This is a genomic window from Brevibacterium siliguriense (assembly GCF_900105315.1).
In the GTDB taxonomy this organism is placed as follows: domain Bacteria; phylum Actinomycetota; class Actinomycetes; order Actinomycetales; family Brevibacteriaceae; genus Brevibacterium; species Brevibacterium siliguriense.
In genome coordinates this window covers 3,514,224-3,536,822 of the sequence record NZ_LT629766.1, presented here as the reverse complement: position 1 = coordinate 3,536,822, position 22,599 = coordinate 3,514,224, and the positions used below count along the sequence as shown (strand labels likewise).

Here is a 22,599-nt window from a genome sequence, read left to right as displayed (position 1 = left end):
AGTGAGCGTCTTCGACGAACTCGTCGGCCAGGATGACGTCATCACCCAGCTCGGCTACGCCCTCGACAACCCGGCGGCGATGACCCATGCGTGGCTGTTCACCGGACCGCCCGGGTCTGGCCGGTCGAATGCGGCACGCGCTTTCGCCGCCGCCCTCATCTCCGGGGGCACGGAATCCAACGAAGTGACCGCCCGCGTGCTGTCGGGCCATCACGAGTCCCTGACGATCATGTCGACGCAGAAATCGGTCATCTCGATCGAAGAGGTCCGTGAGCTCGTGTCCAAGGCACAAGCGTCGCCGGTGAACTCGAAATGGCGTGTCGTCATCATCGAAGATGCCGATCGGATGATGGAGCGCACCGCGAACGTGCTGCTCAAAGCCATCGAAGAGCCGCCTCCGGGAACCGTGTGGCTGCTGTGCGCGCCGAGTCCGATCGATGTGCTCACCACCATCCGATCGCGGTGTCGGCCTGTGCGCCTGCGCATCCCCTCGCGGGATGCCGTGGCGCAGCTGCTGATGCAGCGTGACAACGTCTCTGAGGACCGTGCCCATTGGGCTGCGGCCGTGGCCCAGAATCACATCGGGCGCGCGAAATACCTGGCGCTCAACGAGTCGGCCGATGCCGAGCGGAAGCAGATCCTCGCCATTCCCGGAAAACTCACCTCCGTGGGGGCGACGATCCGATTGGCTGGTCGCATCGTCGATGCCGCCGCAGAGACCGCGAAATCACGAGTCGAAGAACGCAATGCCGCCGAGCGGACTCAGCTTCTGACCACATTGGGGGTCGAGGGGGAGAAGACGATTCCACCCTCAGCCCGAGCACAGATCAGGAAGCTTGAAGAAGAGCAGAAACGCCGTTCGGTGCGGGCGCGCAACGATGAGCTCGACCGGATCTTCCTCGAACTCATGAGCCTCTACCGCGACATCCTCATGTACCAGCTGGGGATCCGAGACGGGTGGATCAATGCAGGCGAAGTCGACCTCATTGCCGAACAGGCGAACCGAGACGGTCCCGACACCACGTTGCTGCGCATCGACGCCATCACCGAAGCCCGGCAGCGTCTGCAGACGAACATGTCGCCGGTTCTCATCGTCGAAGCGGCGTTCGTGCTGCTGTCGAATCCGTGGCTGCAGGAAGACCGCACCGGCGCGATCTGAGCGCCAGACGTCCGAACTGCCGGGGGTCGGTCCCTCAGACTTCGCCGAGGAGCTCTGTGACGAGTGCGGCGGTGAGTTCGATGCGGCGGGGTATCCAGATCTGCAGGGCATGTTCGGTGCGAGCGTGGGATCCTCCGCCGACTGTGCCCAGACCGTCCAGGGTCGGGGTGCCGACTCCGGCGGTGAAGTTGCCGTCAGATCCTCCGCCGACGGCGACCGACCGCAGCGGGGGATGTCCGAGCCGACCGGCCAGCCGTTGAGCTCGGGCATAGAGGCCCATCGCCATGTCCTCTTCGAGCGGAGCGCGGTTGATTCCGCCTTTGAGTTCGATCTTCGCCCCGGCGACTGTGGGCGTCAGGGCCCGCAGAGCCTCATCGATGCGTACCTGTTCATTCGCCGAGGCTGCTCTGGAGTCGATGCCGACGACAGCTTTGGCCGGAACGGTGTTCGTGGTCGATCCGCTGGTCATCACGGTCGGGACGACGGAGGTGCCGACGGAAGGTTTGTGCAGTGCAGCTATCTCGATGACCTGGTTGGCCACCTCGATGGTGGCGTTGATGCCCTTTTCCGGTTCGACTCCGGCATGCGATGCCAGACCGGTGACTTCGAGTTGGTAGATCGCCACCCCCTTGCGGGCGATCTTGACGGCACCGTCTGAGGCGCCGCTTTCGAAGACGAGAGCAGCCTTCGCTTCGCGCGCTTCGTCTTCGATGATCTGCCGTGAGCCTGGTGAGCCGAGTTCTTCATCGGCGGTGATGAGGAGGCTGACGCCGTCGAGGCTGCCGAGTTCGGCGCGGACCATCGACAGCGCATAGATGGCGATGAGCAGCCCGCCCTTCATATCATCGGCGCCTGGTCCGCGGACCACTCCGTCATTGACCGAGTACGGGAAGTCGGCGAGGGTGCCAGTGGGCCAGACGGTGTCGTGGTGGCCGATGAGCACGACCTTGCGCGGGCCGGTGCCGAATCGCCAGAGCACATGCGGGTGACCGTCGGTCTCGATGATCTGAGGCGCTGCGCCGAGCATTCCGGTGCCGATGCGCGAGACGAGTCGGGCGCTGCGGGCCAGCGAAGAGAGGTCGTTGGAGAACGACTCGCATTCGATGAGCGCCTGGAAATCGCTCATGAAGTCGTCGGAGTCGAACTCTGCCATGGATGTCTCTCCCGCGTATTTGTGCACCAACTGTCCTTTCAAGGTTAACGGGTGTCGAGACCAGGCCCGGTGGCACCCATTCGAAGGCGGGCCCGGTGCTCGACTTTCGCCTATCGGCGAGGGGGTGACGAAGCTCTCTGTCGGAACCGCCGAGGAGGGCGATCTTCGTTTTGACCGCTGGCAGAGAAGTTGGCTAAAGTTGGTTCGGTTGCCGCCTTAGCTCAGTCGGCAGAGCGATTCACTCGTAATGAATAGGTCGCGGGTTCGATTCCCGCAGGCGGCTCGGCAACAGCCCCTCTGATCAGCAGAAATGATGATCAGAGGGGCTTTTTCGTGGTCGAGTCTGCGCCGAGGACGCGAGACCCTCAGACGCTCAGCGCTTCTTCACCGGCTTGAACGACGTCGAGCACTTCCACGTTGTCTTGCCCTTCTTTGCGGTGACGGTCACGGAAACCTTCTTGCCCGGTGTCGCCCCTGAGATGTAGTACTTCAGAGAGGCCCTGCCCTTCTTCGATGCGGTGGCCTTCTTCTTCGTCTTCGTTGTCTTGTAGTGAGCGATGGTCTCAACCTTGGCCTTCGACCCGACCTTCGAGACGTTGACCCAGGTGTTCGAGTACTGGCGGGGCTTCGAGTTCGACATCTTCACTGCGCATTTCTTCGTCGCAGCTTCGGCGGGTGCCGCGTCGACGGCGATGGGGCCGGCGAGCAGGCCGGCCGCAAGGGTCAGCGCCATCAGCTTCGAGCCCATCTTCGTGCGGGCAGGGGTGGTCAAGGACATGATTCTCCAGGGGGTCAGAAATGATGAGTCGAGCCATCTTAACCACACCTGCTGTATTCCGGAGCCGCCGAAACGACTCGGCCGGAGAACTGTTATCAGTTCGAGAGATCGGAGGAGACTGTCGTCTCAATCCGCGCCTCTCCGATCGGCGGTCGCACCATGCTCCGAGCGAGATCAGCGAGTGTTGCTCGTCACCCGAAACCGGGGCACAATGGGACGTGCGAATGTTACTGAACGATCGATCAGATCTCAGGGTCGATCTTCCATCCAGTCTGTGAGGAATTCATGAGCGAAGCGTTCATCTACGACGCGGTGCGCACCCCACGCGGCAAGAACCGCGGCGGCGCGTTGCACAGCGTCAAACCCATCGATCTCGTGACCGGGCTCATCGACGCCCTCCGCGAGCGCAACCCCGATCTCGACGACAAGGCCATCGACGACATCGTGCTCGGCGTCGTATCGCCGGTCGGCGAGCAGGGGTCGGATATCGCCCGCGTCGCCGCCATCGTCGCAGGACTCGACGAGTCCGTCGCCGGCGTCCAGGTCAACCGGTTCTGCGCCTCTGGGCTCGAAGCCGTCAACCTCGCCGCCCAGAAGGTCGGCTCCGGATTTGAGAACCTCGTTCTCGCCGGAGGCGTCGAGTCGATGTCACGTGTGCCGTTGGGATCCGACGGCGGAGCGTGGGCGCAGGACCCGACAACGAACTACGACACCTACTTCGTCCCGCAGGGAATCGGTGCCGACCTCATCGCCACCACAGAGGGCTTCACTCGCACAGACGTGGACGCCTTCGCCGCCGAATCGCAGAAGCGGGCCGCCGCGGCCTGGGAGAACAGCCTCTTCGAGAACTCGATCATCCCGGTCAAGGACATCAACGGCATCACCGTGCTCGACCGTGACGAGCACATGCGTCCCGGCTCGACCGTCGAATCGCTTTCGCAGCTGCCCCCGGCTTTCGCCAAGCTCGCCGCTCAGACCGGATTCGACGAGGTGGCTCTGCAGAAGTACCACTGGATCGAAGCCATCGACCACGTCCACACCGCCGCGAACTCCTCCGGAATCGTCGACGGAGCTTCGCTGGTCATCCTCGGCGACGAGGAAGTCGGTCAGAAGATGGGGATGAAGCCCCGCGCCCGGATCGTCTCCACCGCAGTCACCGGGTCCGAACCCACCATCATGCTCACCGGTCCGACCCCGGCGACGCAGAAGGCCCTCGACAAAGCGGGACTGACAGTCGATGACATCGATCTGTTCGAACTCAATGAGGCATTCGCCGCCGTCGTGCTCAAGTGGATGAAGGATCTCGACATCCCTCATGAGAAGGTCAACGTCAACGGCGGAGCCATCGCCATGGGTCACCCGCTGGGAGCCACCGGCGCCATGATTCTGGGCACTGTCCTCGACGAACTCGAGCGCCGCGACCTCAAGCGTGGACTCGTCACCCTGTGCATCGGCGCAGGCATGGGCATCGCGACGATCATCGAAAGGGTCTGACATGACGAACACTGAAACCACTGCTGCCGACTACCAGCGCACAACCGACGCCGATGGCATCGTCACCGTCGTCATCGACGAGCCCGGCGCCAAGGTCAACACCATGAACGACTATTTCTCGGAGGCCCTCGAGGCGACCGTGGAATGGCTGGAAGCCAACGTCGATGACATCACCGGTGTCGTCCTCACCTCCCCGAAGAAGACCTTCTTCGCCGGGGGCAACCTCAACAAGCTGCGCGAGGCGGACCCGTCCAATGCGGCAGAGGAGTTCGAAGCGGTCGAACACCTCAAGAAGGTGCTGCGCCGCCTCGAGACCTTCGGCAAGCCGGTCGTCGCCGCGCTCGGAGGTGCGGCGCTCGGCGGCGGACTCGAGCTCGCCCTGGCCGCTCATCACCGGATCGCCGCCGATGACAATCCCAGCGCCCGCTTCGGCTTCCCCGAAGTCTCCCTCGGCCTGCTGCCCGGAGGGGGTGGAGTCGCCCGGTCGGTGCGCATTCTCGGCATCCAGACTGCTCTGCAGAAGGCCATACTTCCGTCGACGAAGTTCAAGGCCGCCGATGCCCAGGCGCTCGGCCTCATCGACGAACTCGCTCCTGCGGCCGAACTCGAGTCCAAGGCCAAGGCCTGGATCAAGGCCAACCCTGAGGCTGTGCAGCCGTGGGACGTCAAGGGCTTCAAGATCCCCGGGGGCTCGCCGTCCTCGCCGAAGATCGGCGCCATGCTTCCCGCACTGCCGTCCCTGCTGCGCAAGCAGGGCAAAGGTGCACCGATGCCGGCTCCCCGAGCCGTGGTCGCCGCTGCAGTCGAAGGTGCACTGGTCGACATCGACACCGCGCTGACGGTCGAATCCCGCTACTTCGTCAATGTCACTCATACTCCGGTGGCGAAGAACATGATCAAAGCGTTCTTCTTCGACCTCGGCCACATCAACTCCGGCGGCTCGCGCCCCGAGGGCTTCGAACCGCGCCTGGTGAAGAAGCTCGGCGTGATCGGTGCCGGAATGATGGGCGCCGCGATCGCCTACAGCGCCGCGAAATCCGGCATCGACGTCGTGCTCAAGGACGTCGAGCTCGCCAATGCGGAGAAGGGCAAGGCCTACGCCGCCAAGCGTGAGGAATCGGCCGTGGCCAAGGGCAAGACCACCGAGGCGAAATCGCAGGCCGTTCTCGATCGGATCACCCCGAGCGCCTCGGCCGAGGACTTCGCCGGAGTCGACTTCGTCATCGAGGCGGTCTTCGAATCCGTCGACCTCAAGCAGAAGGTGTTCCAGGAGATCCAGGACATCGTCGAACCCGATGCGGTCCTCGGTTCGAACACCTCGACTCTGCCGATCACGGACCTGGCCAAGGGGGTCACCCGCGACAAGGACTTCATCGGCGTCCACTTCTTCTCACCGGCCGACAAGATGCCGTTGGTCGAGATCATCTGTGGTGAGAACACCTCCGACGAGGTCCTCGCCCGCACTTTCGACCTCGTGCAGCAGATCCGGAAGACCCCGATCGTCGTCAACGACTCGCGCGGATTCTTCACCTCCCGGGTCATCGGAACCTTCATCGCCGAGGCGGTCGCCGCCGTCGGTGAAGGCGTGGAGCCGGCCAGCGTGGAACAGGCAGCACTGCAGGCCGGATACCCCACCGGCGCCCTGCAGCTGCTCGACGAACTGACGCTGACCCTGTCGCAGAAGATCAATAAGGAGACTCGCGACGCCGTCGAGGCCGCAGGCGGCACCTGGGTCACCCACCCCTCGGAAGCGGTCTTCGACTGGATGGTCGAGCAGGGGCGGACCGGCCGCAAGGACGGCGCCGGCTTCTACGACTACGACGAGAACGGCAAGCGCACCACTCTGTGGCAGGGTGTGCGTGAGAAGTACGAGTCCGGGTCGAATGATCAGCCCTTCGCCGATCTGCAGGAACGGATGCTCTTCGCCGAGGCGATCGAGACGATCAAGTGCCTCGACGAGGGGGTGCTCACCTCGGTGCCGGATGCGAACATCGGTTCGATATTCGGCATCGGATTCCCCGCCTGGACCGGCGGCGTCCTCCAGTACGTCAACCAGTACGAAGGCGGACTGGCAGGTTTCGTCGATCGGGCGAATGATCTGGCCGCGAAATACGGCGAGCACTTCACCCCGCCGGCCTCGCTGGTCGAGCGTGCGAAGACCGGGGAGACCTACGAGTAATTCGCAGGCCGGCTAGGCCCCTGCCTCGACCATCGCCGAGGCAGGCCCGGCACCTGGAATAGCCACATGGCCTTCCGGTGTTGTCCAGTCACACTGAGAAACACAGTGTCACTGACATCTACCGGAAGGCCATTGCTATGCGCGCCGCCGTCTACGACGCCTACACCGAGAACTTCGACGACATCACGGTCCGGGAGCTGCCCGACCCCAAGGTGCCGCCGGCCTCCGTGCTCATCGAGGTCAGGGCCGCCGGAGTCAACCCGGTCGACTGGAAGCTCGTCGGCGGTCACCTCGACCCGATCATGCCCACGCAGTTCCCCGTCATCCCGGGCTGGGATGTCGCGGGTGTTGTCGTCGGACTCGGCTTCGACACCCCGGAATTCTCCATCGGCGATGAGGTCGTCGCCTATGCCCGCAAGGATGTACTGGGCGGCGGAACCTTCGCCGAGAAGGTCGCAGTCCCGGTCCATGCGGTAGCTCCGAAGCCGAAGAGCCTCAGCTGGGAACAGGCAGGCGGTCTGCCATTGGCCGGCGGCACCGCTCTGCGCACCCTCGAATCCCTCGGCGACTTGGAAGGCAGGACCGTGCTCATCCACGGGGCATCCGGGGGAGTCGGCAGCTTCGCCGTGCAGATTGCCCGAGCCGCCGGCGCCCGAGTCATCGGCACTGCCTCTGAGGCCAACCACGAGTACCTGCGTGGGCTCGGCGCCGAACCCGTGACCTACGGCGATGGTCTGGTCGAGCGTGTCCGCGAGGCCGCTGGCGGGAAGGTCGACGCAGTCGCGGACTTCGTCGGCGGAGTGCGCGACGACACCCTGGCAGTGCTCGCCGAGGACGGGTCGCACGCCTCCGTGGCCGATCCCAGCGTCGCCGAACACGACGGACGCTACGTCTGGGTGCGCCCCGACGGCTCCGAGACTGCCAGGCTCGGCCTCCTCGTCGACGAGGGCAAACTCACCGTCGACGTCGCCGGCACCTTTGGCCTCGACGACGTGCCGCAAGCCTTCAGGGACAGCGCCACCGGCCACGTGCGCGGCAAACTCGTCATCGTCCCCTGATCATCGGACGACGGTCCGCTGTAATCGAAAGATTGCCGAGGCGGGGCTTGGCCGATCCGGTCAGGTTGAGTCGAGCCCCAGCGCCGCGGCCGCTGCGGCGCGCAATTCGACCCCGACCACCTCGGCGCTGGAGCGGCGAGCCTGGTGCGGGGTCGAATTCATCATTCCGAACGCCGCGTGCACGCGCACCGTGGCCGTCTCCAGCGTCCACGTCGGATGGGCAGCTTCGACGACCTCTGCCCACCTGCTGACATAGGCCCGCTGCAGACGGCGTACGGTTCGTCGCGATTCGTCCGGCAGCGCCTCGAGGTCACGATCCTGGATGCGGATGAGCTCGGGCTCGCCCATGGCGAAGTCGACATGGAAGTCGATGAGACGACGAAGGGTCCGGGCCGCCTCGGCGGGGGAGATCCCCGAGGCGGTGTCCCAGGCGGCGGAGACGATCTCCTCGCCCCCGGACTGAAGATAGGCGGAGATGCCGACGAGGAGTTCTTCGAGAACGGCCTCCTTCGACGAGAAGTGCCGATAGACCGCCGGCGCCGAGATTCCCGCACCTTTGCCCAGGTCATCGAGGCGCACTCCGTGGAAGCCGTGCCGAGCATAGAGCGTCTTCGCGACCGCGAGCAGCTGCTCGCGTCTGGCTGCCTTCGCGGCTGCGCGCGCCGTCGGTTTGGCCGCGTCCGGACTCGACATGCGGCTTCCCTCCCTGAGTCCCATTCCCGCTGCCGCGGAACCTCTCGGTGCGGTCGAACTCATGCGTTGTCAGTTTTGCCTGTGAGCAGTATCATAGCAGTCAGTTAAGAGTTATTAACTGAAATGAGGATGGAATGAGAGCAGTGGGAACTGCGGTCAGTCCGGCAACGGGGCAGGTCAACGCCGACGCCCACGCCGAACTCATCGCTGAACTCCGGGAACGTATCGCGGCGACGTCCCGCGGCGGGTCCGAGAAGTCGAGGCAGCGCCATGTCGACCGCGGAAAGCTTCTGCCCCGTGACCGTGTCGAGCATCTCCTCGACCCCGGAACTCCCTTCCTCGAACTCTCCCCGCTGGCCGCCAACGGCATGTACGACGACGCCAGCCCCGGAGCCGGAATCATCACCGGCATCGGTCGAGTCAATGGTCGCGAATGCGTGATCGTGGCCAATGACGCCACCGTCAAGGGCGGCACCTACTACCCGGTGACCGTGAAGAAGCACCTGCGGGCTCAGGAAGTCGCAAAAGAGAACAATCTCCCGTGCATCTACCTCGTCGACTCCGGCGGCGCGAACCTGCCGAATCAGGACGACGTGTTCCCCGACCGTGAGCACTTCGGGCGGATCTTCTACAACCAGGCCACGCTCTCCGCGGCAGGAATTCCGCAGCTGGCAGCCGTCCTCGGCTCGTGCACTGCCGGCGGCGCCTATGTCCCGGCCATGGCCGATGAATCGATCATCGTCTCCGAACAGGGCACGATCTTCCTCGGCGGACCACCCCTGGTCAAAGCCGCGACAGGAGAAGAAGTCACCGCCGAAGAGCTCGGCGGCGGAGCGCTGCATTCCCGCGTCTCCGGCGTCACCGACCACCTCGCCGCCAATGACCCCCACGCACTGGAGATCATGCGCGACATCGTCTCCACACTCGGACCGAAGAACACTCCGAACTGGGAGGTCATCGAGTCCCGTCCGCCCGCATATTCTCCGGACGAGCTGACCTCCGTCGTACCCGTCGATTCGCGTACCCCTTACGACGTCCGCGAGGTCATCGCCCGCCTCGTCGACGGTTCCGAGTTCCACGAGTTCAAGGCCGAATACGGCACGAGCCTCGTCACCGGATTCGCTCACCTCGACGGACACCCCGTTGGAATCGTCGCCAACAACGGCATCCTCTTCGGCGAATCCGCGCAGAAGGGCGCCCATTTCATCGAGCTCTGCGACCAGCGCAACGTGCCACTGGTTTTCCTGCAGAACATATCCGGCTTCATGGTCGGCCGTGACTACGAAGCCGGCGGCATCGCCAAACATGGAGCGAAGATGGTCAACGCCGTCGCCACCGCGCGCGTCCCGAAGTTCACCGTCGTCATCGGGGCTCCTTCGGTGCCGGAAACTACTCGATGTGCGGCCGCGCGTACTCCCCGCGGTTTTTGTGGATGTGGCCCAATGCCCGCATCTCCGTGATGGGCGGTGAGCAGGCCGCCAGCGTGCTCTCCACCGTCAGGCGCGATCAGCTCGAGGCTCGAGGCGAAGACTGGAGCGCTGAAGCTGAAGATGAGTTCAAACAGCCCATCCGCGACCAGTACGAAGCTCAGGGCAACCCGTACTACTCGACGGCGCGGCTGTGGGATGACGGCATCATCGAACCCGCAGACACCCGCCAGGTGCTCTCCCTGGCCCTCGAACTCGCCCGCTTCGGACCGATGGAACGCCCGCTGAATGCCAGCGGCTACGGCGTCTTCAGAATGTGAGCCCCTCCATGACGACTTCCACCTTGTTCACAACCGTCCTCATCGCCAACCGCGGCGAGATCGCCCTGCGCGTCATCCGCACCTGCCGCCGACTGGGCATCCGCACCGTCGCCGTCTACTCCGATGCCGATGCCCACGCGGCCCATGTCAGGGCCGCAGACACCGCAGTCCACCTGGGTCCGGCCGCCGCATCCGAGTCCTACCTGCGCATCGACAAGGTCATCGCCGCAGCACAGGCGACCGGCGCCGAGGCCATACACCCCGGCTACGGGTTCCTGTCGGAGAACGCCGAATTCTCCGCCGCCTGTGTCGATGCCGGAATCGTCTTCCTCGGCCCGGGAGCAGACGCGATCCGGACGATGGGCGACAAGATCACCGCGAAGCAGGCAGTGTCCTCCCGCGGAGTCCCGCTCGTGCCCGGCACGAAGGACGCAGCCATGAGCGACGAAGCCCTCATCGAGGCCGCGACAGATATCGGCTTCCCCGTGCTCATCAAGCCCTCAGCCGGCGGCGGAGGCAAGGGCATGCACGCTGTCTTCGAAGCCGACAAGTTCGCCGAGGCGCTGAAGACCGCCCGTCGTGAAGCCGCGAGCTCGTTCGGCGACGACACCCTGTTCCTCGAACGCCTCGTCGCGACCCCGCGTCATATCGAGGTCCAGATCATGGCCGACTCGCACGGTAACGTCATCCACCTCGGCGAACGCGAATGCTCCCTGCAGCGTCGCCACCAGAAGGTCATCGAGGAGGCCCCGTCGGCACTGCTCGACGAGGCGACCCGCGTTCGCATCGGTCAAGCGGCCTGCGAGACCGCGAAGTCGGTCGGCTATGTCGGAGCCGGCACCGTCGAATTCATCGTCGGCGCCGACCGTCCGGACGAGTTCTTCTTCATGGAGATGAACACCCGCCTGCAGGTCGAGCACCCCGTCACCGAGGAGGTCACCGGAGTCGACCTCGTCGAACTCCAGCTGCTCGTCGGCACCGGTGCACCGCTGCCGCTGACCCAGGACGACATCACGATGACCGGGCATTCGATCGAGGCTCGCATCTACGCCGAGGATCCCTCGCGCGGATTCCTGCCCACCGGCGGTCGGGCCCTCGACGTCGTCTTCCCCGAGGGGGAGGGCATCCGTGTCGACGCCGGACTCGAAGCAGGGCAGACCATCGCCTCGGACTACGACCCGATGATCGCGAAGCTCATCGTCAGTGCCGATGACCGTGCCCAGGCGATCGCCCGCCTCGACTCCGCGCTCGCCGCCTCGGCGGTGCCGGGAATCGTGACGAACATCGACTTCCTGCGGACCCTGCTGGCCCTGCCCGAAGTCGTGTCCGGTGATCTCGACACCTCGATCATCGACAACCTCGATGATGAGCAGCTGGCGCACCCCGCCAGTGAGCTGCACGCGCAGCTGGCGGCGGCAGCCGTCACGGTCACCGGGGGCGCGGCAGGCACAAGCCTGACCGGGCCGGTCGCGGCTGCTGAGCTCCCAGCGAATCGGTCGACCGCCTCGGCGTGGGCCGGACCGAGTGCCTGGCGCACCTCGCGTCCGGACTTCCGTCCCACAGTCACCCTGGCCGTCGGCGGACAGACGAACGAGGTCGAGAACCGAGCGGGAGCCGTCGACATCGACGCCGACGGACTGTGGCACGTCACCCTCGACGGAGTCCAGCACAGCGCCCGGATCTTCTCCGACGCCGGTGACCGCAGCATCTGGGTGAGCACACACGAAGGCATCCACGTCTTCACTCGCCCCCTGGCCGACGCGTCTCTGACTCCGGGACTCGAAGGCGCGGAGGTGCTCGCCCCGATGCCCGGTTCCGTCGTCGACATCAAGGTCGAGACCGGGGATGCAGTGGAGCAGGGGGACCCTCTCGTCGTCGTCGAGGCGATGAAGATGGAACACGTGCTCACCGCGCCCGCTGCCGGAATCGTCACCGTCGCAGTCGTCGAGGGCGCTCAGGTCGGACTCGATGAGGTGCTCGCCACCGTCGTGGACGAAGAAGCCAGCGCAGAAGCCGCCGACTAGCCACTCACACCACAACCACGCCACAAGCGGGGAGGAAACCATGGAAACCTTTGTTCCGGGCATGCTGCCTGAAGAATATGAAGACCTGCGCCAGGGTGTCGCGAAGTTCGCCGACGAAGAGGTCGCGCCCGTCTCGGCCGAACTCGATGCCAAGCACGAGTTCCCCTACGATCTCGTTGCGAAGATGGGCGAAATGGGCCTGTTCGGTCTGCCCTTCGACGAAGAGTACGGCGGAATGGGCGGCGACTACTTCGCCCTGTGCCTGGCCATCGAGGAACTCGCCAGAGTCAACCAGTCCCTGGCCATCACGCTGGAGGCCGGGGTCTCGCTCGGTGCGATGCCGATCTATCGCTTCGGCACCGAGGAACAGAAGAAGGAATGGCTGCCGAAGCTCACCGACGCCTCGGGCCTAGCCGCCTTCGGCCTGACCGAACCCGAAGCCGGATCCGATGCCGGAGGTACCCGGACCAAGGCCACGCTGGAAAACGGCACGTGGACGATCAACGGCGGCAAGTGCTTCATCACGAACTCGGGCACCGACATTACCCGACTCGTTACCGCCACCGCCGTGACCGGGACCCGGACCTCGAAGTCCGGCCGCGAGGTTCCCGAGATCTCGACGATCATGATTCCCAGCGGCACCCCCGGCTTCACCGCCGAACCGGCCTATGACAAGGTCGGCTGGAACTCCTCGGATACACACCCGCTGACCTTCGACAATGTGCAGGTGCCCGAAGAGAACCTCCTCGGCGAGCGCGGCCGCGGATACGCGAACTTCCTGCGCATCCTCGACGAAGGCCGCATCGCCGTGGGCGCCCTGTCCGTGGGCGCCGCTCAGGGCTGCGTCGACGAATCCGTGAAGTACGCGAAGGAACGTCGGGCCTTCGGCAAACCGATCGCCGACTTCCAGGGCATCTCCTTCAAGATCGCCCGCATGGAAGCTCGGGTCGTCGCCGCGCGCTCGGCGTACTACCTCGCCGCCTCACGGATGCTCGCCGGACTGCCTTTCAAGAAAGAAGCCGCGATCGCGAAGATGATCGCCGGTGAAGCCGCGATGGACAACGCGCGTGACGCCACCCAGATCCACGGCGGGTACGGGTTCATGAATGAATACCTTGTCGCTCGCCACTACCGCGATTCGAAGATCCTCGAGGTCGGCGAGGGCACCACCGAGGTCCAGCTCATGCTCATCGCTCGCGAACTCGGGCTCTGATCCGGTTCACCCTCTGACTCACGCTCAGGCGGCGACTCTCGGCCGGTCACCTGCCCGAACTCATCCGCCATCACCGCCCGCCGAGGCGGCCGCCGCAACTTCGTACGGACGTGCAGGGCCGCCTCGGCGGGCGATATTCTGGAGCGATATCACCGTGAGGTGAGACAGCGGCCGAAGGGAAGTGGGAGCAGATGGACCTCAGCATGGTGGCATCGGTGGCGACGACGACCTGGATCGTCATCGAATACATCGTGAAGATCATCGCGGTCGGTGTGGTGCCGGAGAACCGTCGCCCGTCATCGTCATCGGCGTGGCTGCTGCTCATCCTGTTCGTGCCGATCGTCGGCATTCCCGCGTTTCTGCTGCTCGGCAGCCCCTATATCAATCAGCGACGCGCCCGGATCCAGGCCGAAGCCAACGAACTCATGCATGAAGGTGCCGATGACCTGCCGGACGTGCCGCCGTCGCTGGTCGCCGCGCCGGAATTCGTATCGGTCGCTCAGCTGGGACGCGCACTGACCGCGCTGCCGATGGTCACCGGTGACAGCCATGGGGTGATATCGGACTACGAAGCCTCGATCGAACGGATGGCCGAGCTCGTCGACGACGCCTCCGATTATGTTCACGTCGAAATCTACATCATGGCGTGGGATTCGACGACGGATGTCTTCTTCAGGGCCTTGGAACGGGCGGCGGAGCGCGGAGTCGAAGTCCGAGTCCTCTTCGACCATATCGGGTCGCGGAAATACCCGGGATTCCATCGGCTGGGCAAGCGGCTGAGCGCCGCGGGAATCGACTGGCGACTGATGCTGCCGTTCATTCCGTGGCGAGGCAAAGCCCGTCGCATCGACCTGCGCAACCATCGCAAGCTGCTCGTCATCGATGGCAGACGAGCGATGATGGGTTCGCAGAACATGATCGATTCGAGCTACCTCAACAGGAAGAACTCACAGATCGGCCGGAACTGGCATGACATCATGGTCGAACTCTCTGGACCCATCGTCGCCGGAATCGAAGCGGCTTTCTCCACTGACTGGTACTCCGAATCGGGGCAGGCACTGGGCATCCGCCCCTACGAACGCGACGGCAATGAGCCCGAGGTCGGTGGGGCGACGAGTGCGATGCAGCTGGTTCCCTCCGGGCCCGGGTATACGACTTCGCCGAACCTCAAGGTCTTCACCTCGATGATGTACCTGGCGCAGAAGCGACTGGCCATCGTCAGCCCCTACTTCGTGCCGGACGAGTCGCTGCTGGCCGCAGTGGAGACCGCGGCTCGGCGCGGAGTCGATGTCGAGCTCTACGTCAGTGAACAGGCCGACCAGTATATGGTCGACCGGGCGCAGTCGTCCTACTACCGGTCGCTGCTCGAAGCCGGGGTGCGGATCTTCCTGTACCCGAAGCCCGCTGTCCTGCACACGAAGTGCTTCATTGTCGACGACCTCTATGCCGTGATGGGTTCATCGAATATGGACATGCGCTCCTTCGGCCTCAACTACGAGATCAGCCTGCTGACCACCGGCGGGGACTTGGTCGATGACATTATCGACGTCGTCGCCGACTACCAGGACGTCAGCCGCGAACTCACCCTGGAGGAATGGGAGAAGCGGCCATGGCCCCGTCGCTACATGGAGTCCGTCATGCGCCTGACATCTTCGCTGCAGTGAGGGCGAAGCGGTGTGTGCCTCAGGCGGAGCCGGTGGGGTCGGGGCCGAGTTCGCCGCGGTTCTCCAGCGGTACTTCGAGCAGCTCGTGGACTCCGTTGACGATCTCGTTGGGGCGGAACGGGAAACGGCGGACATCCTCGGCGGTGGAGATTCCCGACAGCACGAGGACCGTGTGCATGCCTGCTTCCATTCCGGCGATGATGTCGGTGTCCATGCGGTCGCCGATCATCGCGGTGCTCATCGAGTGTGCGCCGATCCGGTTCAGGGCCGAGCGGAACATCATCGGGTTCGGTTTGCCCACGACATAGGGCTCGCGGTTCGTCGCCTTCGAGATGAGTGCGGCGATGGCGCCGGTGGCCGGCAGGACACCCTCGGGGCTCGGGCCGGTGGCATCCGGGTTCGTGACGATGAAGCGGGAGCCGGCATCGATGAGGCGGATCGCCTTCGTGATCGCCTCGAACGAATAGGAATGTGTCTCACCGACGACCACGAAGTCCGGATCGTGCTCGGTCATGACGAACCCGGCCTCGTGGATCGCGGTGGTCAGCCCCGCCTCGCCGACGACATAGGCCGTGCCGTGCTCGACCTGATTGGACAGGAAGTCCGCGGTGGCCATCGCCGAGGTCCAGATGTTCGACTCGGGGACATCGAGTCCGTTCGAGCGCAGCCGAGCAGAGAGGTCACGAGCGGTGTAGATGGAGTTGTTCGTCAGCACCAGGTAGGGGATGTCTGCCTGACGCCACTGGGCGAGCAGCTCTGCGGCCCCCGGCAGAGGACTGTTCTCCTTGACCAGGACGCCGTCCATATCGGTCAGCCAGCAGTCGATCGAATCGCGATCCATGTCTCTCCTCGAGCTCGGGGTGGGCCGAAGTGGCTGCTTCCAGCCTAGTCGGGTTGGGAGCAAGTGTGTTGAGAATTCCGATCCGATGATGCCGTACCAGTTGACGGAGCACCTCAGAAGTGGGATTGTAGTAATCACTTAATTAAGGGGATGCTTAAATGAGTATGGATCTCGTCTTCGCGGCGCTGGCCGACCCGACTCGTCGGGCGATCATCGATCGGCTGCGTTCGGGAGACAAGAGCGCGGGTGAGCTCGCGGAGCCGCTGCCGATCAGCCGGTCCGCGGTCTCTCAGCACCTCAAGGTGCTTGAGACAGCGGGGCTCATCACGCGGTCGAAATCCGCGCAGCAGCGCATCGTCGCACTCAACGTCGATGCGCTCACCGAGGCGGCCGGCTGGCTGCAGTCGGCATACGACGAATGGCAGCAGCGCTTCGACAACCTCGATCGCATCCTCGCCGAGGAGGTGCCCACCGACCCTGCGACGACCGACCCGTCGACCGTGGAATGATCTGCGGACTCGACATCGACGACGAATCGAACGACGCACTCATCACGCATGACTCAGCCTCATGCACGACTCAAGGAGGAGAACAGCGATGAACGCCGAGAACACTGACCGCACAGCCACCGATCCCATCAGCGCACAGGCGGGGGAGCCTGGGTTCACCATCGTCCGTGAATTCGCCGCACCACGCGCCCGCGTCTGGGAGGCCTGGACGAACCCGGATGTCATGGCCCGCTGGTTCCACCCCGAAACGCTGGTGACCTCACGCGAATCCGTCTCCGTCGACCTGCGGGTCGGCGGCGAATACACCTACACGATGCGCATTCCTGATACGGGGCAGGAGTTCCCGGCCGCCGGGAAGTACCTCCACATCGACGAACCCGGCCGCCTCGACTTCACCTGGGGGAGCCCGGGCTCGGTTGACGATGCGCCGCGTGTGAGCGTGGAACTCGAAGAGCTCGACGCCGACCGCACTCGGATGACCTTCACCCTCGTCGGCCTGCCCAACGACTCGGGTTCGGACGAGAGCGCGTACGACGGATGGTCATCGGCCTTCAATGAACTCGATACCGAGCTCGGCTCCTGACCGGTGCACAGCACGGTGGGCCACCTCAGGAGTCGCCGAGGTGGTCCACCGCCGCCAGTGAATGCAGGGTCCGATTGCCGAACAGATCGTCCTCGGTCAGTTCGGTGATGCACCCGGAACGCGCGGCGAACGTCGCCCGACCCATCGCCTCGAGAGGCAGCTCGAGCCACCGGGCGATGACGAACGTGTGGGCGAAGCCGTGCGTGACGACCACCTGGTGCGAGGCCTGCTGCCTAAGGATCTCGTCGACTGCGGCGTAGATCCGAGCACCGGCCTCACGCCGCGTCTCCGATCCGTCGATGCCTTCGAAATGATCGAGCCGCGCCGCATGGTCGAAGGCATCCTCGGGCACGGGCGGGAAGGCGTAGCGCTCGTCCAACCAGGACTGCGCCCGCCCCTCGGCGACTCCGTACGACTTCTCGCGCAGGCCCCTGAGCTCGATTGCGCGGCTGCAGAGCAGATCGGCGATCACTCCAGCGGTTGTGCGAGTTCGCCTGAGATCGGAGGTGAACACCTGCGCCGAGGCGGTCGACGGGATCCGTGAGCGAAGCTCGGCGGCGATGAGGCCGGCATGGAGTTCGCCGCGGACGGTGAGCTCGGAATCGTGCCACCCGCCGACCCGCGCCTCGAGATGATGCCGAGCCTCGGGGTGGGTGACGACGAAGAGGGATCGTGTGACGGCCATGGTGTGCTCAATCCTATCGACCCCGGGTCGCAGGGATCCGGTGAATGGCGATAAACTCAAAATACGACGAATGAGGAGCGTTTTATGAGCGACAAAGTCATTGCACAACGAGGTCTGTGGCTGAACGAGATGGAAGTCGGCGCCACCTATAAGCACGCACCGGGCCGCACCGTGACAGAGGCGGACAACACCCTGTTCACGGCCGTGACCATGAACACCCAGGCCCTGCACCTCGACGCCGCGTGGTCGGCCACCGAACCCTTCGGTGAGCGTCTCGTGAACTCGATGTTCACGCTGGCCACCCTCATCGGACTGTCCGTGTCCCAGCTGACGCAGGGGACGACGGTCGGAAACCTCGGCTTCTCCGAGGTCAGCTTCCCGGCACCGATGTTCCACGGCGACACCCTCTACGCGGAGACGACGATCCTCGACAAGCGCAATTCGAAGTCTCGTCCCGGTCAGGGCATCGTCACCTTCGAACACCGCGGCTACAACCAGGACGGCAAGCTCGTGGCCAAGGCCGTGCGGCAGGCGATGATGTTCGACTCCAGCCACGAATCCGCAGCCGCGAAACCCGCAGCGGGCCCCGCCGACGAGACCGACACCGGAAAGTGAGCACCCCCATGGCACTCGAGTTCAAACCTGCCTGGCTCTTCGTCCCCGGCGACCGCCCCGACCGCTACACGAAGGCGGCCGAGCGCTCCGATATCGTCATCCTCGACCTCGAGGACGCCGTCAACGAAGCCGACAAAGCCGCCGCACGCGAGTCCATAGTCGACTTCCCCCTCGACCCCACCCGCACGGTCGTGCGGGTGAACTCCCACGATTCGGGCCACCTCGGCGAGGACCTGAAGATGCTCGCGCGCACCGAGTACACGGCCGTGATGCTGCCGAAAACAGAGCTCGCGGCGGACCTGTCGATCCTGTCCGGATTCCAGGTCATCGCACTCATCGAAACCGCACTCGGGGCCGTCAACGTCGCTGAGATCGCCGCCGCCCCGAACGTATATGCGCTGATGTGGGGATCAGAGGATCTCATCGCCGACCTCGGCGGAGGCTCTTCACGGAAGGACGACGGTGACTACCGGGACGTGGCCAAACACGTGCGCAGCCAGACCCTGCTCGCGGCCCGGTCCCACCGCAGATTCGCCCTCGACTCGATCTGGGCGGACATCCCGAACCTCGAAGGCCTCGCGGCCGAAGCCGAGGACGCCGTGCAGTCGGGATTCTCCGGCAAGGTCTCCATCCATCCGAATCATGTTCCCGTCGTCCGCGATGCCTTCCGCCCCAGCGACGAACAGTTGAAGTGGGCTGAGTCCGTGCTCGACCTGGCGAAGACGGAGAAGGGAGCGTTCTCCTTCGAAGGCAAGATGATCGACGCACCGCTGCTCAAGCACGCCGAACTCATCGTCGCCCGCGCAAGCTGAGGAAACCCTCCCGTGCACACAGCCGATGCGCTGATCGCCGACCAGATCCGCTCCGTCCTCAACGCCGCCGAGGCGGGGGATGGGACCGCGCCCATCGTCGAGGCCGGGGACCCGGTCCTGCGCACCGACACCCGCCCCTTCGACGGGCAGGTCGACGACGCCGAGCTCGAGAAGCTCGCTGAGGTCATGCGGTCAACCATGCTCGCAGCCCCCGGAGTCGGCCTCGCCGCTCCACAGGTGGGCATCGGACTGTCGATGTTCGTTGCCGAGGATCCCGGTGCCCGCGATCCCGAAGTCGCGAAGGTCCGGCAGCGGGAGCCGATGCCGCTGCGGGTCGTCCTCAACGCCGGTTACGAACGCGCCGGCGCAGACGACGTCGCCTTCTATGAGGGATGTCTGTCGATCCCCGGGTATCAGGCCGTCGTCGCACGCCCCCGCGAAATCGCCCTGACCGGCAACGACCTGCAGGGCAACCCCATAGCCGAGGAGGTCTCCGGGTGGTCAGCGCGCATCGTCGCCCACGAGACCGACCATCTGTCCGGGATCCTCTTCCTCGACAAGGCCGAGATGCGGTCCCTGGCGACGAACGAATCGGTCGCGAAGTTCTGGCACCAGCCCTCGACGCAGAAGGCGGCCGCCGAACTCGGCTTCTCACTGCCGTCTGGACTGGTGATGTGAGGCGTGACCTGCCGGGAATAACCTGCACGCATCATCGTTATACGAGACATGAGCGATCTTCGTACCCTCACCCTCGGCGCCGGCTGCTTCTGGTGTCTCGACGCCGTCTACCAACGGACCACCGGCGTGAGCGAGGTGATCTCCGGCTACACCGGCGGACACACCGACAACCCCGGCTACCGCGAGGTCTGCTCAGGAACGACCGGCCACGCCGAAGCCCTGCAGGTGACCTTCGACGCCGACATCGTTCCCGAAGAAGTCATCCTCGGCCTGTTCTTCACCGGCCACGACCCCACGAGCCTCAATCGCCAGGGCTACGACGTCGGCACCCAGTACCGGTCGGCGATGTTCTACCGTGACGAAACCGAGAAGACGCATTTCGCCGAGGCCATCGAATCCGCACAGACCCTTTTCGACGATCCGATCGTCACCACCCTCGAACCCCTCGGCACGTTCTATCCCGCCGAGGCGGTCCACCAGGACTTCTATACCGCGAACCCGGACAACGGCTACTGCCGTGTCATCATCGACCCGAAACTCAGCAAGGCACGCACCGCTTTCGCCGAATGGGTGAACTGATGGGCAGTCACAAGAAGGACAAGTGCAAGAAGTCCAAACACAAGCACCGCAAACGGTCCGATGACGCGACCGGCGACGCCTGCGAAGTGACCAGAGACTGCGTGCGTGCCCACTTCCTCGAGGGCAACACCGGTCCGTGGGCGAAGAACCTCGCTGCGCAGGACGCCCAGACCGCCCGCTCGGCGCAGAGCGAGCAGAACGCTGACCCCGCCGAGGATGCCGCCGCCTCGGCGAGGGCCGGCACCGCAACTGTGACGTCCACCCGTCGCGGACCCGACTTCTCAGTGCCGTCATCGATCGACATCGTCGCCGATCCCGTTCTCCACGTCCTGAGCATGCGACGGTCGATCTCGAAGGTCGACCCGGAGACCCCGAACGACTCCGACCTGCTCGAGATCATCCGGTCGATCTCCTCGGTTGCCGACCACAAGTCTCTGCGCCCCTGGCGTTTCCTCATCATCCGAGGAGACGACCGGCTCCGCCTCGGCGAGGCCCTCGACGAAGCCGCCGGAGTGGTTCGCAAGCCGGGCGAGACCAATACGAAGCCGCTGCGAGCCGAACTCCTGCTCGCCCTCGTGTCCTCACCGGTCAAGCACGACAAAGTTCCCGAATGGGAGCAGCACGCCACCGCCGCCGGCGCCGGACACCTCCTCGAACTCGCCCTCTGGCAAGCCGGTTGGGGAGTGATGTGGCGGTCGGGAACCCTGACGAACACCGATCCGGTTCGCCGCCTCCACCGACTTGGCGATCACGAACTGCTCATGGGCTGGTTCTACATCGGAGCCGTTCCAGAACGCTACCGACAGCGCCTGACTACGAGCACCCGCCCCCTGCCGAAACCCGAACAGTTCCTCGATACCCTGTGAGCACACCCGACACCGAGACTCCGGAAACACGCCGCCTTCCCAAGGAGATCTATGTCCTCGTGGCGGCGGCTTTCATCGTGGCGCTGGGCTACGGAATCATCGCCCCCGTCCTTCCGCAGTTCGCAGCGAGCTTCGACTTCGGCGTCACCGCCGCAACCATCGTCGTCTCCTCGTTCGCGTTCTTCCGGTTCGTGTTCTCACCCTCCTCGGGCCGCCTCGTTGATGCCTTCGGCGAACGCCGCATCTACATCACCGGCCTCCTCATCGTCGCCGCCTCCACCGCGGCCGTCGCCTTCGCCCAGAACTACTGGCAGCTGCTGATCTTCCGCGGCCTCGGCGGCATCGGCTCGACGATGTTCAGCGTCTCCGCGATGGCGCTCATCGTCCGACTCGCCCCGATCGACGCCCGCGCCAAGGCGTCGTCGACGTATGCGACCGCGTTCCTCGTCGGCAATATCGCCGGACCCGTCCTCGGCGGCGCGATGGCCGGCTGGGGGATGCGCATCCCGTTCATCATCTACGCCGTCGGTCTGCTCATCGCCGCTGTCGTCGTCCGCGTCTTCCTCGCCTCCACCGCCTCCTTCGGCTCCTCGACGAAATCCGGGCGCGCCCGCCTGGAAGCGGAGAAGGACAAAGAACAGCAGGAGGTCATGTCATTCCGGGAAGCCTGGAAGGATTCCGCCTACCGATCGGCACTCATCTCCGCCTTCGTCCAAGGCTGGTCGGCGATGGGCATCCGCGTGGCGATCTACCCGCTCTTCGCTATCCAGGTCCTCAGAGCCGATACCGCCGTGGCCGGACTGGCACTGACCATGTTCGCCATCGGAAACGCCTCGGCAGTCACGGTCGTGGGACGCTTCGCAGACACCGTCGGACGCAAACCCTTCATCCAATGGGGCCTGTTCGTCCTCGGCGTGACCACCGCGGCGCTGGCTTTCATCGACTCGATCTGGCTGTTCTTCGCGTTCTCCATCATCGCCGGAGCCGGCTCCGGCCTGGCCAACCCCGCTCAGCAGGCCACCGTCGCAGATGTCATCGGCCGCGACCGCAAGGGCGGCCGAGTGCTCGCCCGCTACCAGATGGCCCTCGACGGAGGAGCCATCCTCGGCCCGATCATCGCCGGGGCCGTCGTCGACCACTTCGACTACTCGTGGGCGTTCCTGCTCACCGGTCTCCTCGGCGTCATCGCCGCCGGTCTGTGGTTCTTCGGCCGCGAGACCCGACCCCGACAGCCAGCCTCGGCACAATGACGCAGCAGCGGCTGCCCGC

Annotated in this window: 20 protein-coding genes, 1 tRNA gene and 1 pseudogene; 17 read left to right on the top strand and 5 right to left on the bottom strand. The window is 64.9% G+C overall.

Features of this window, described 5'->3' with window-relative positions; all coding sequences use genetic code 11:
- Position 1 precedes the first annotated feature (1 nt).
- Positions 2-1,159: a DNA polymerase III subunit delta' gene (locus BLU88_RS15900; protein WP_092016087.1), complete on the top strand. Its 1,158-nt coding sequence runs from the start codon at positions 2-4 to the stop codon at positions 1,157-1,159.
- 34 nt (positions 1,160-1,193) lie between these two features.
- Here the strand turns inward: BLU88_RS15900 and BLU88_RS15895 are convergent, their stop codons facing one another.
- Positions 1,194-2,312, bottom strand: a complete 1,119-nt coding sequence (locus BLU88_RS15895; protein WP_092016084.1) for a M20/M25/M40 family metallo-hydrolase — start codon at positions 2,310-2,312, stop codon at positions 1,194-1,196.
- A gap of 210 nt (positions 2,313-2,522) precedes the next feature.
- On the opposite strand from BLU88_RS15895, the gene BLU88_RS15890 reads away from it, so the two are divergent.
- Positions 2,523-2,595: transfer RNA gene (locus BLU88_RS15890), tRNA-Thr, on the top strand.
- Between the two features lie 90 nt (positions 2,596-2,685).
- On the opposite strand, the gene BLU88_RS15885 is transcribed toward BLU88_RS15890, so the two are convergent.
- A complete protein-coding gene (locus BLU88_RS15885; protein WP_092016081.1) occupies positions 2,686-3,090 on the bottom strand; it encodes a hypothetical protein in 405 nt (134 codons plus the stop codon).
- Positions 3,091-3,375: 285 nt separating this feature from the next.
- Between BLU88_RS15885 and BLU88_RS15880 the strand changes: the two genes are divergently transcribed.
- From BLU88_RS15880 to BLU88_RS15870, 3 genes are all read left to right on the top strand, one after another.
- On the top strand, positions 3,376-4,584 hold the full coding sequence (locus BLU88_RS15880; protein WP_092016078.1) for an acetyl-CoA C-acetyltransferase: 1,209 nt from the start codon (positions 3,376-3,378) through the stop codon (positions 4,582-4,584).
- Position 4,585: 1 nt separating this feature from the next.
- Positions 4,586-6,763, top strand: coding sequence for a 3-hydroxyacyl-CoA dehydrogenase NAD-binding domain-containing protein (locus BLU88_RS15875; RefSeq protein WP_092016075.1), 2,178 nt, complete (start codon positions 4,586-4,588; stop codon positions 6,761-6,763).
- A 137-nt stretch (positions 6,764-6,900) separates the two neighbouring features.
- Complete coding sequence (locus BLU88_RS15870) at positions 6,901-7,821, top strand: NADP-dependent oxidoreductase (RefSeq protein WP_092016072.1); 921 nt, start codon at positions 6,901-6,903, stop codon at positions 7,819-7,821.
- A 60-nt stretch (positions 7,822-7,881) separates the two neighbouring features.
- Here the strand turns inward: BLU88_RS15870 and BLU88_RS15865 are convergent, their stop codons facing one another.
- The gene (locus tag BLU88_RS15865) at positions 7,882-8,514 is read right to left on the bottom strand and encodes a TetR/AcrR family transcriptional regulator (protein ID WP_092016070.1); all 633 of its coding nucleotides are present in this window, start codon (positions 8,512-8,514) and stop codon (positions 7,882-7,884) included.
- 134 nt (positions 8,515-8,648) lie between these two features.
- Here BLU88_RS15865 and BLU88_RS15860 point away from each other — a divergent pair.
- From BLU88_RS15860 to cls, 4 genes and pseudogenes are all read left to right on the top strand, one after another.
- Positions 8,649-10,261 (top strand): annotated as a pseudogene (locus tag BLU88_RS15860) (carboxyl transferase domain-containing protein).
- Between the two features lie 8 nt (positions 10,262-10,269).
- The gene (locus tag BLU88_RS15855; RefSeq protein WP_092016068.1) at positions 10,270-12,285 is read left to right on the top strand and encodes an acetyl-CoA carboxylase biotin carboxylase subunit; all 2,016 of its coding nucleotides are present in this window, start codon (positions 10,270-10,272) and stop codon (positions 12,283-12,285) included.
- Between the two features lie 40 nt (positions 12,286-12,325).
- A complete protein-coding gene (locus BLU88_RS15850; RefSeq protein WP_092016065.1) occupies positions 12,326-13,498 on the top strand; it encodes an acyl-CoA dehydrogenase family protein in 1,173 nt (390 codons plus the stop codon).
- A 191-nt stretch (positions 13,499-13,689) separates the two neighbouring features.
- Positions 13,690-15,162, top strand: a complete 1,473-nt coding sequence (gene cls / locus BLU88_RS15845; RefSeq protein WP_092016062.1) for a cardiolipin synthase — start codon at positions 13,690-13,692, stop codon at positions 15,160-15,162.
- Between the two features lie 19 nt (positions 15,163-15,181).
- On the opposite strand, the gene BLU88_RS15840 is transcribed toward cls, so the two are convergent.
- The gene (locus BLU88_RS15840; RefSeq protein ID WP_092016059.1) at positions 15,182-16,003 is read right to left on the bottom strand and encodes an HAD-IIA family hydrolase; all 822 of its coding nucleotides are present in this window, start codon (positions 16,001-16,003) and stop codon (positions 15,182-15,184) included.
- 158 nt (positions 16,004-16,161) lie between these two features.
- Here BLU88_RS15840 and BLU88_RS15835 point away from each other — a divergent pair, with 158 nt between their 5' ends.
- Positions 16,162-16,512, top strand: a complete 351-nt coding sequence (locus BLU88_RS15835) for an ArsR/SmtB family transcription factor (RefSeq protein ID WP_092016056.1) — start codon at positions 16,162-16,164, stop codon at positions 16,510-16,512.
- Positions 16,513-16,600: 88 nt separating this feature from the next.
- Positions 16,601-17,095 (top strand): SRPBCC family protein, encoded by a 495-nt coding sequence (locus BLU88_RS15830; protein WP_092016053.1) that lies wholly within the window; start codon positions 16,601-16,603, stop codon positions 17,093-17,095.
- A 25-nt stretch (positions 17,096-17,120) separates the two neighbouring features.
- On the opposite strand, the gene BLU88_RS15825 is transcribed toward BLU88_RS15830, so the two are convergent.
- A complete protein-coding gene (locus BLU88_RS15825; RefSeq protein WP_092016050.1) occupies positions 17,121-17,780 on the bottom strand; it encodes a histidine phosphatase family protein in 660 nt (219 codons plus the stop codon).
- 84 nt (positions 17,781-17,864) lie between these two features.
- On the opposite strand from BLU88_RS15825, the gene BLU88_RS15820 reads away from it, so the two are divergent.
- Genes BLU88_RS15820 through BLU88_RS15795 form a run of 6 tightly spaced genes read left to right on the top strand, consistent with a single transcriptional unit; the run spans position 17,865 to position 22,580 of the window.
- Positions 17,865-18,395: a MaoC family dehydratase gene (locus tag BLU88_RS15820; RefSeq protein ID WP_092016047.1), complete on the top strand. Its 531-nt coding sequence runs from the start codon at positions 17,865-17,867 to the stop codon at positions 18,393-18,395.
- Between the two features lie 8 nt (positions 18,396-18,403).
- Positions 18,404-19,207, top strand: a complete 804-nt coding sequence (locus tag BLU88_RS15815; protein WP_092016044.1) for an HpcH/HpaI aldolase/citrate lyase family protein — start codon at positions 18,404-18,406, stop codon at positions 19,205-19,207.
- A 12-nt stretch (positions 19,208-19,219) separates the two neighbouring features.
- Positions 19,220-19,885, top strand: a complete 666-nt coding sequence (locus BLU88_RS15810; protein WP_092016041.1) for a peptide deformylase — start codon at positions 19,220-19,222, stop codon at positions 19,883-19,885.
- A 48-nt stretch (positions 19,886-19,933) separates the two neighbouring features.
- Positions 19,934-20,464 (top strand): peptide-methionine (S)-S-oxide reductase MsrA, encoded by a 531-nt coding sequence (gene msrA / locus BLU88_RS15805; protein WP_092016038.1) that lies wholly within the window; start codon positions 19,934-19,936, stop codon positions 20,462-20,464.
- A complete protein-coding gene (locus tag BLU88_RS15800) occupies positions 20,464-21,330 on the top strand; it encodes a nitroreductase family protein (protein WP_092016035.1) in 867 nt (288 codons plus the stop codon). The genes msrA and BLU88_RS15800 overlap by 1 nt, the downstream gene beginning before the upstream one ends.
- Positions 21,327-22,580 (top strand): MFS transporter, encoded by a 1,254-nt coding sequence (locus tag BLU88_RS15795; protein ID WP_092016032.1) that lies wholly within the window; start codon positions 21,327-21,329, stop codon positions 22,578-22,580. Before BLU88_RS15800 ends, BLU88_RS15795 begins: the two co-directional genes overlap by 4 nt.
- Positions 22,581-22,599: the final 19 nt, after the last annotated feature.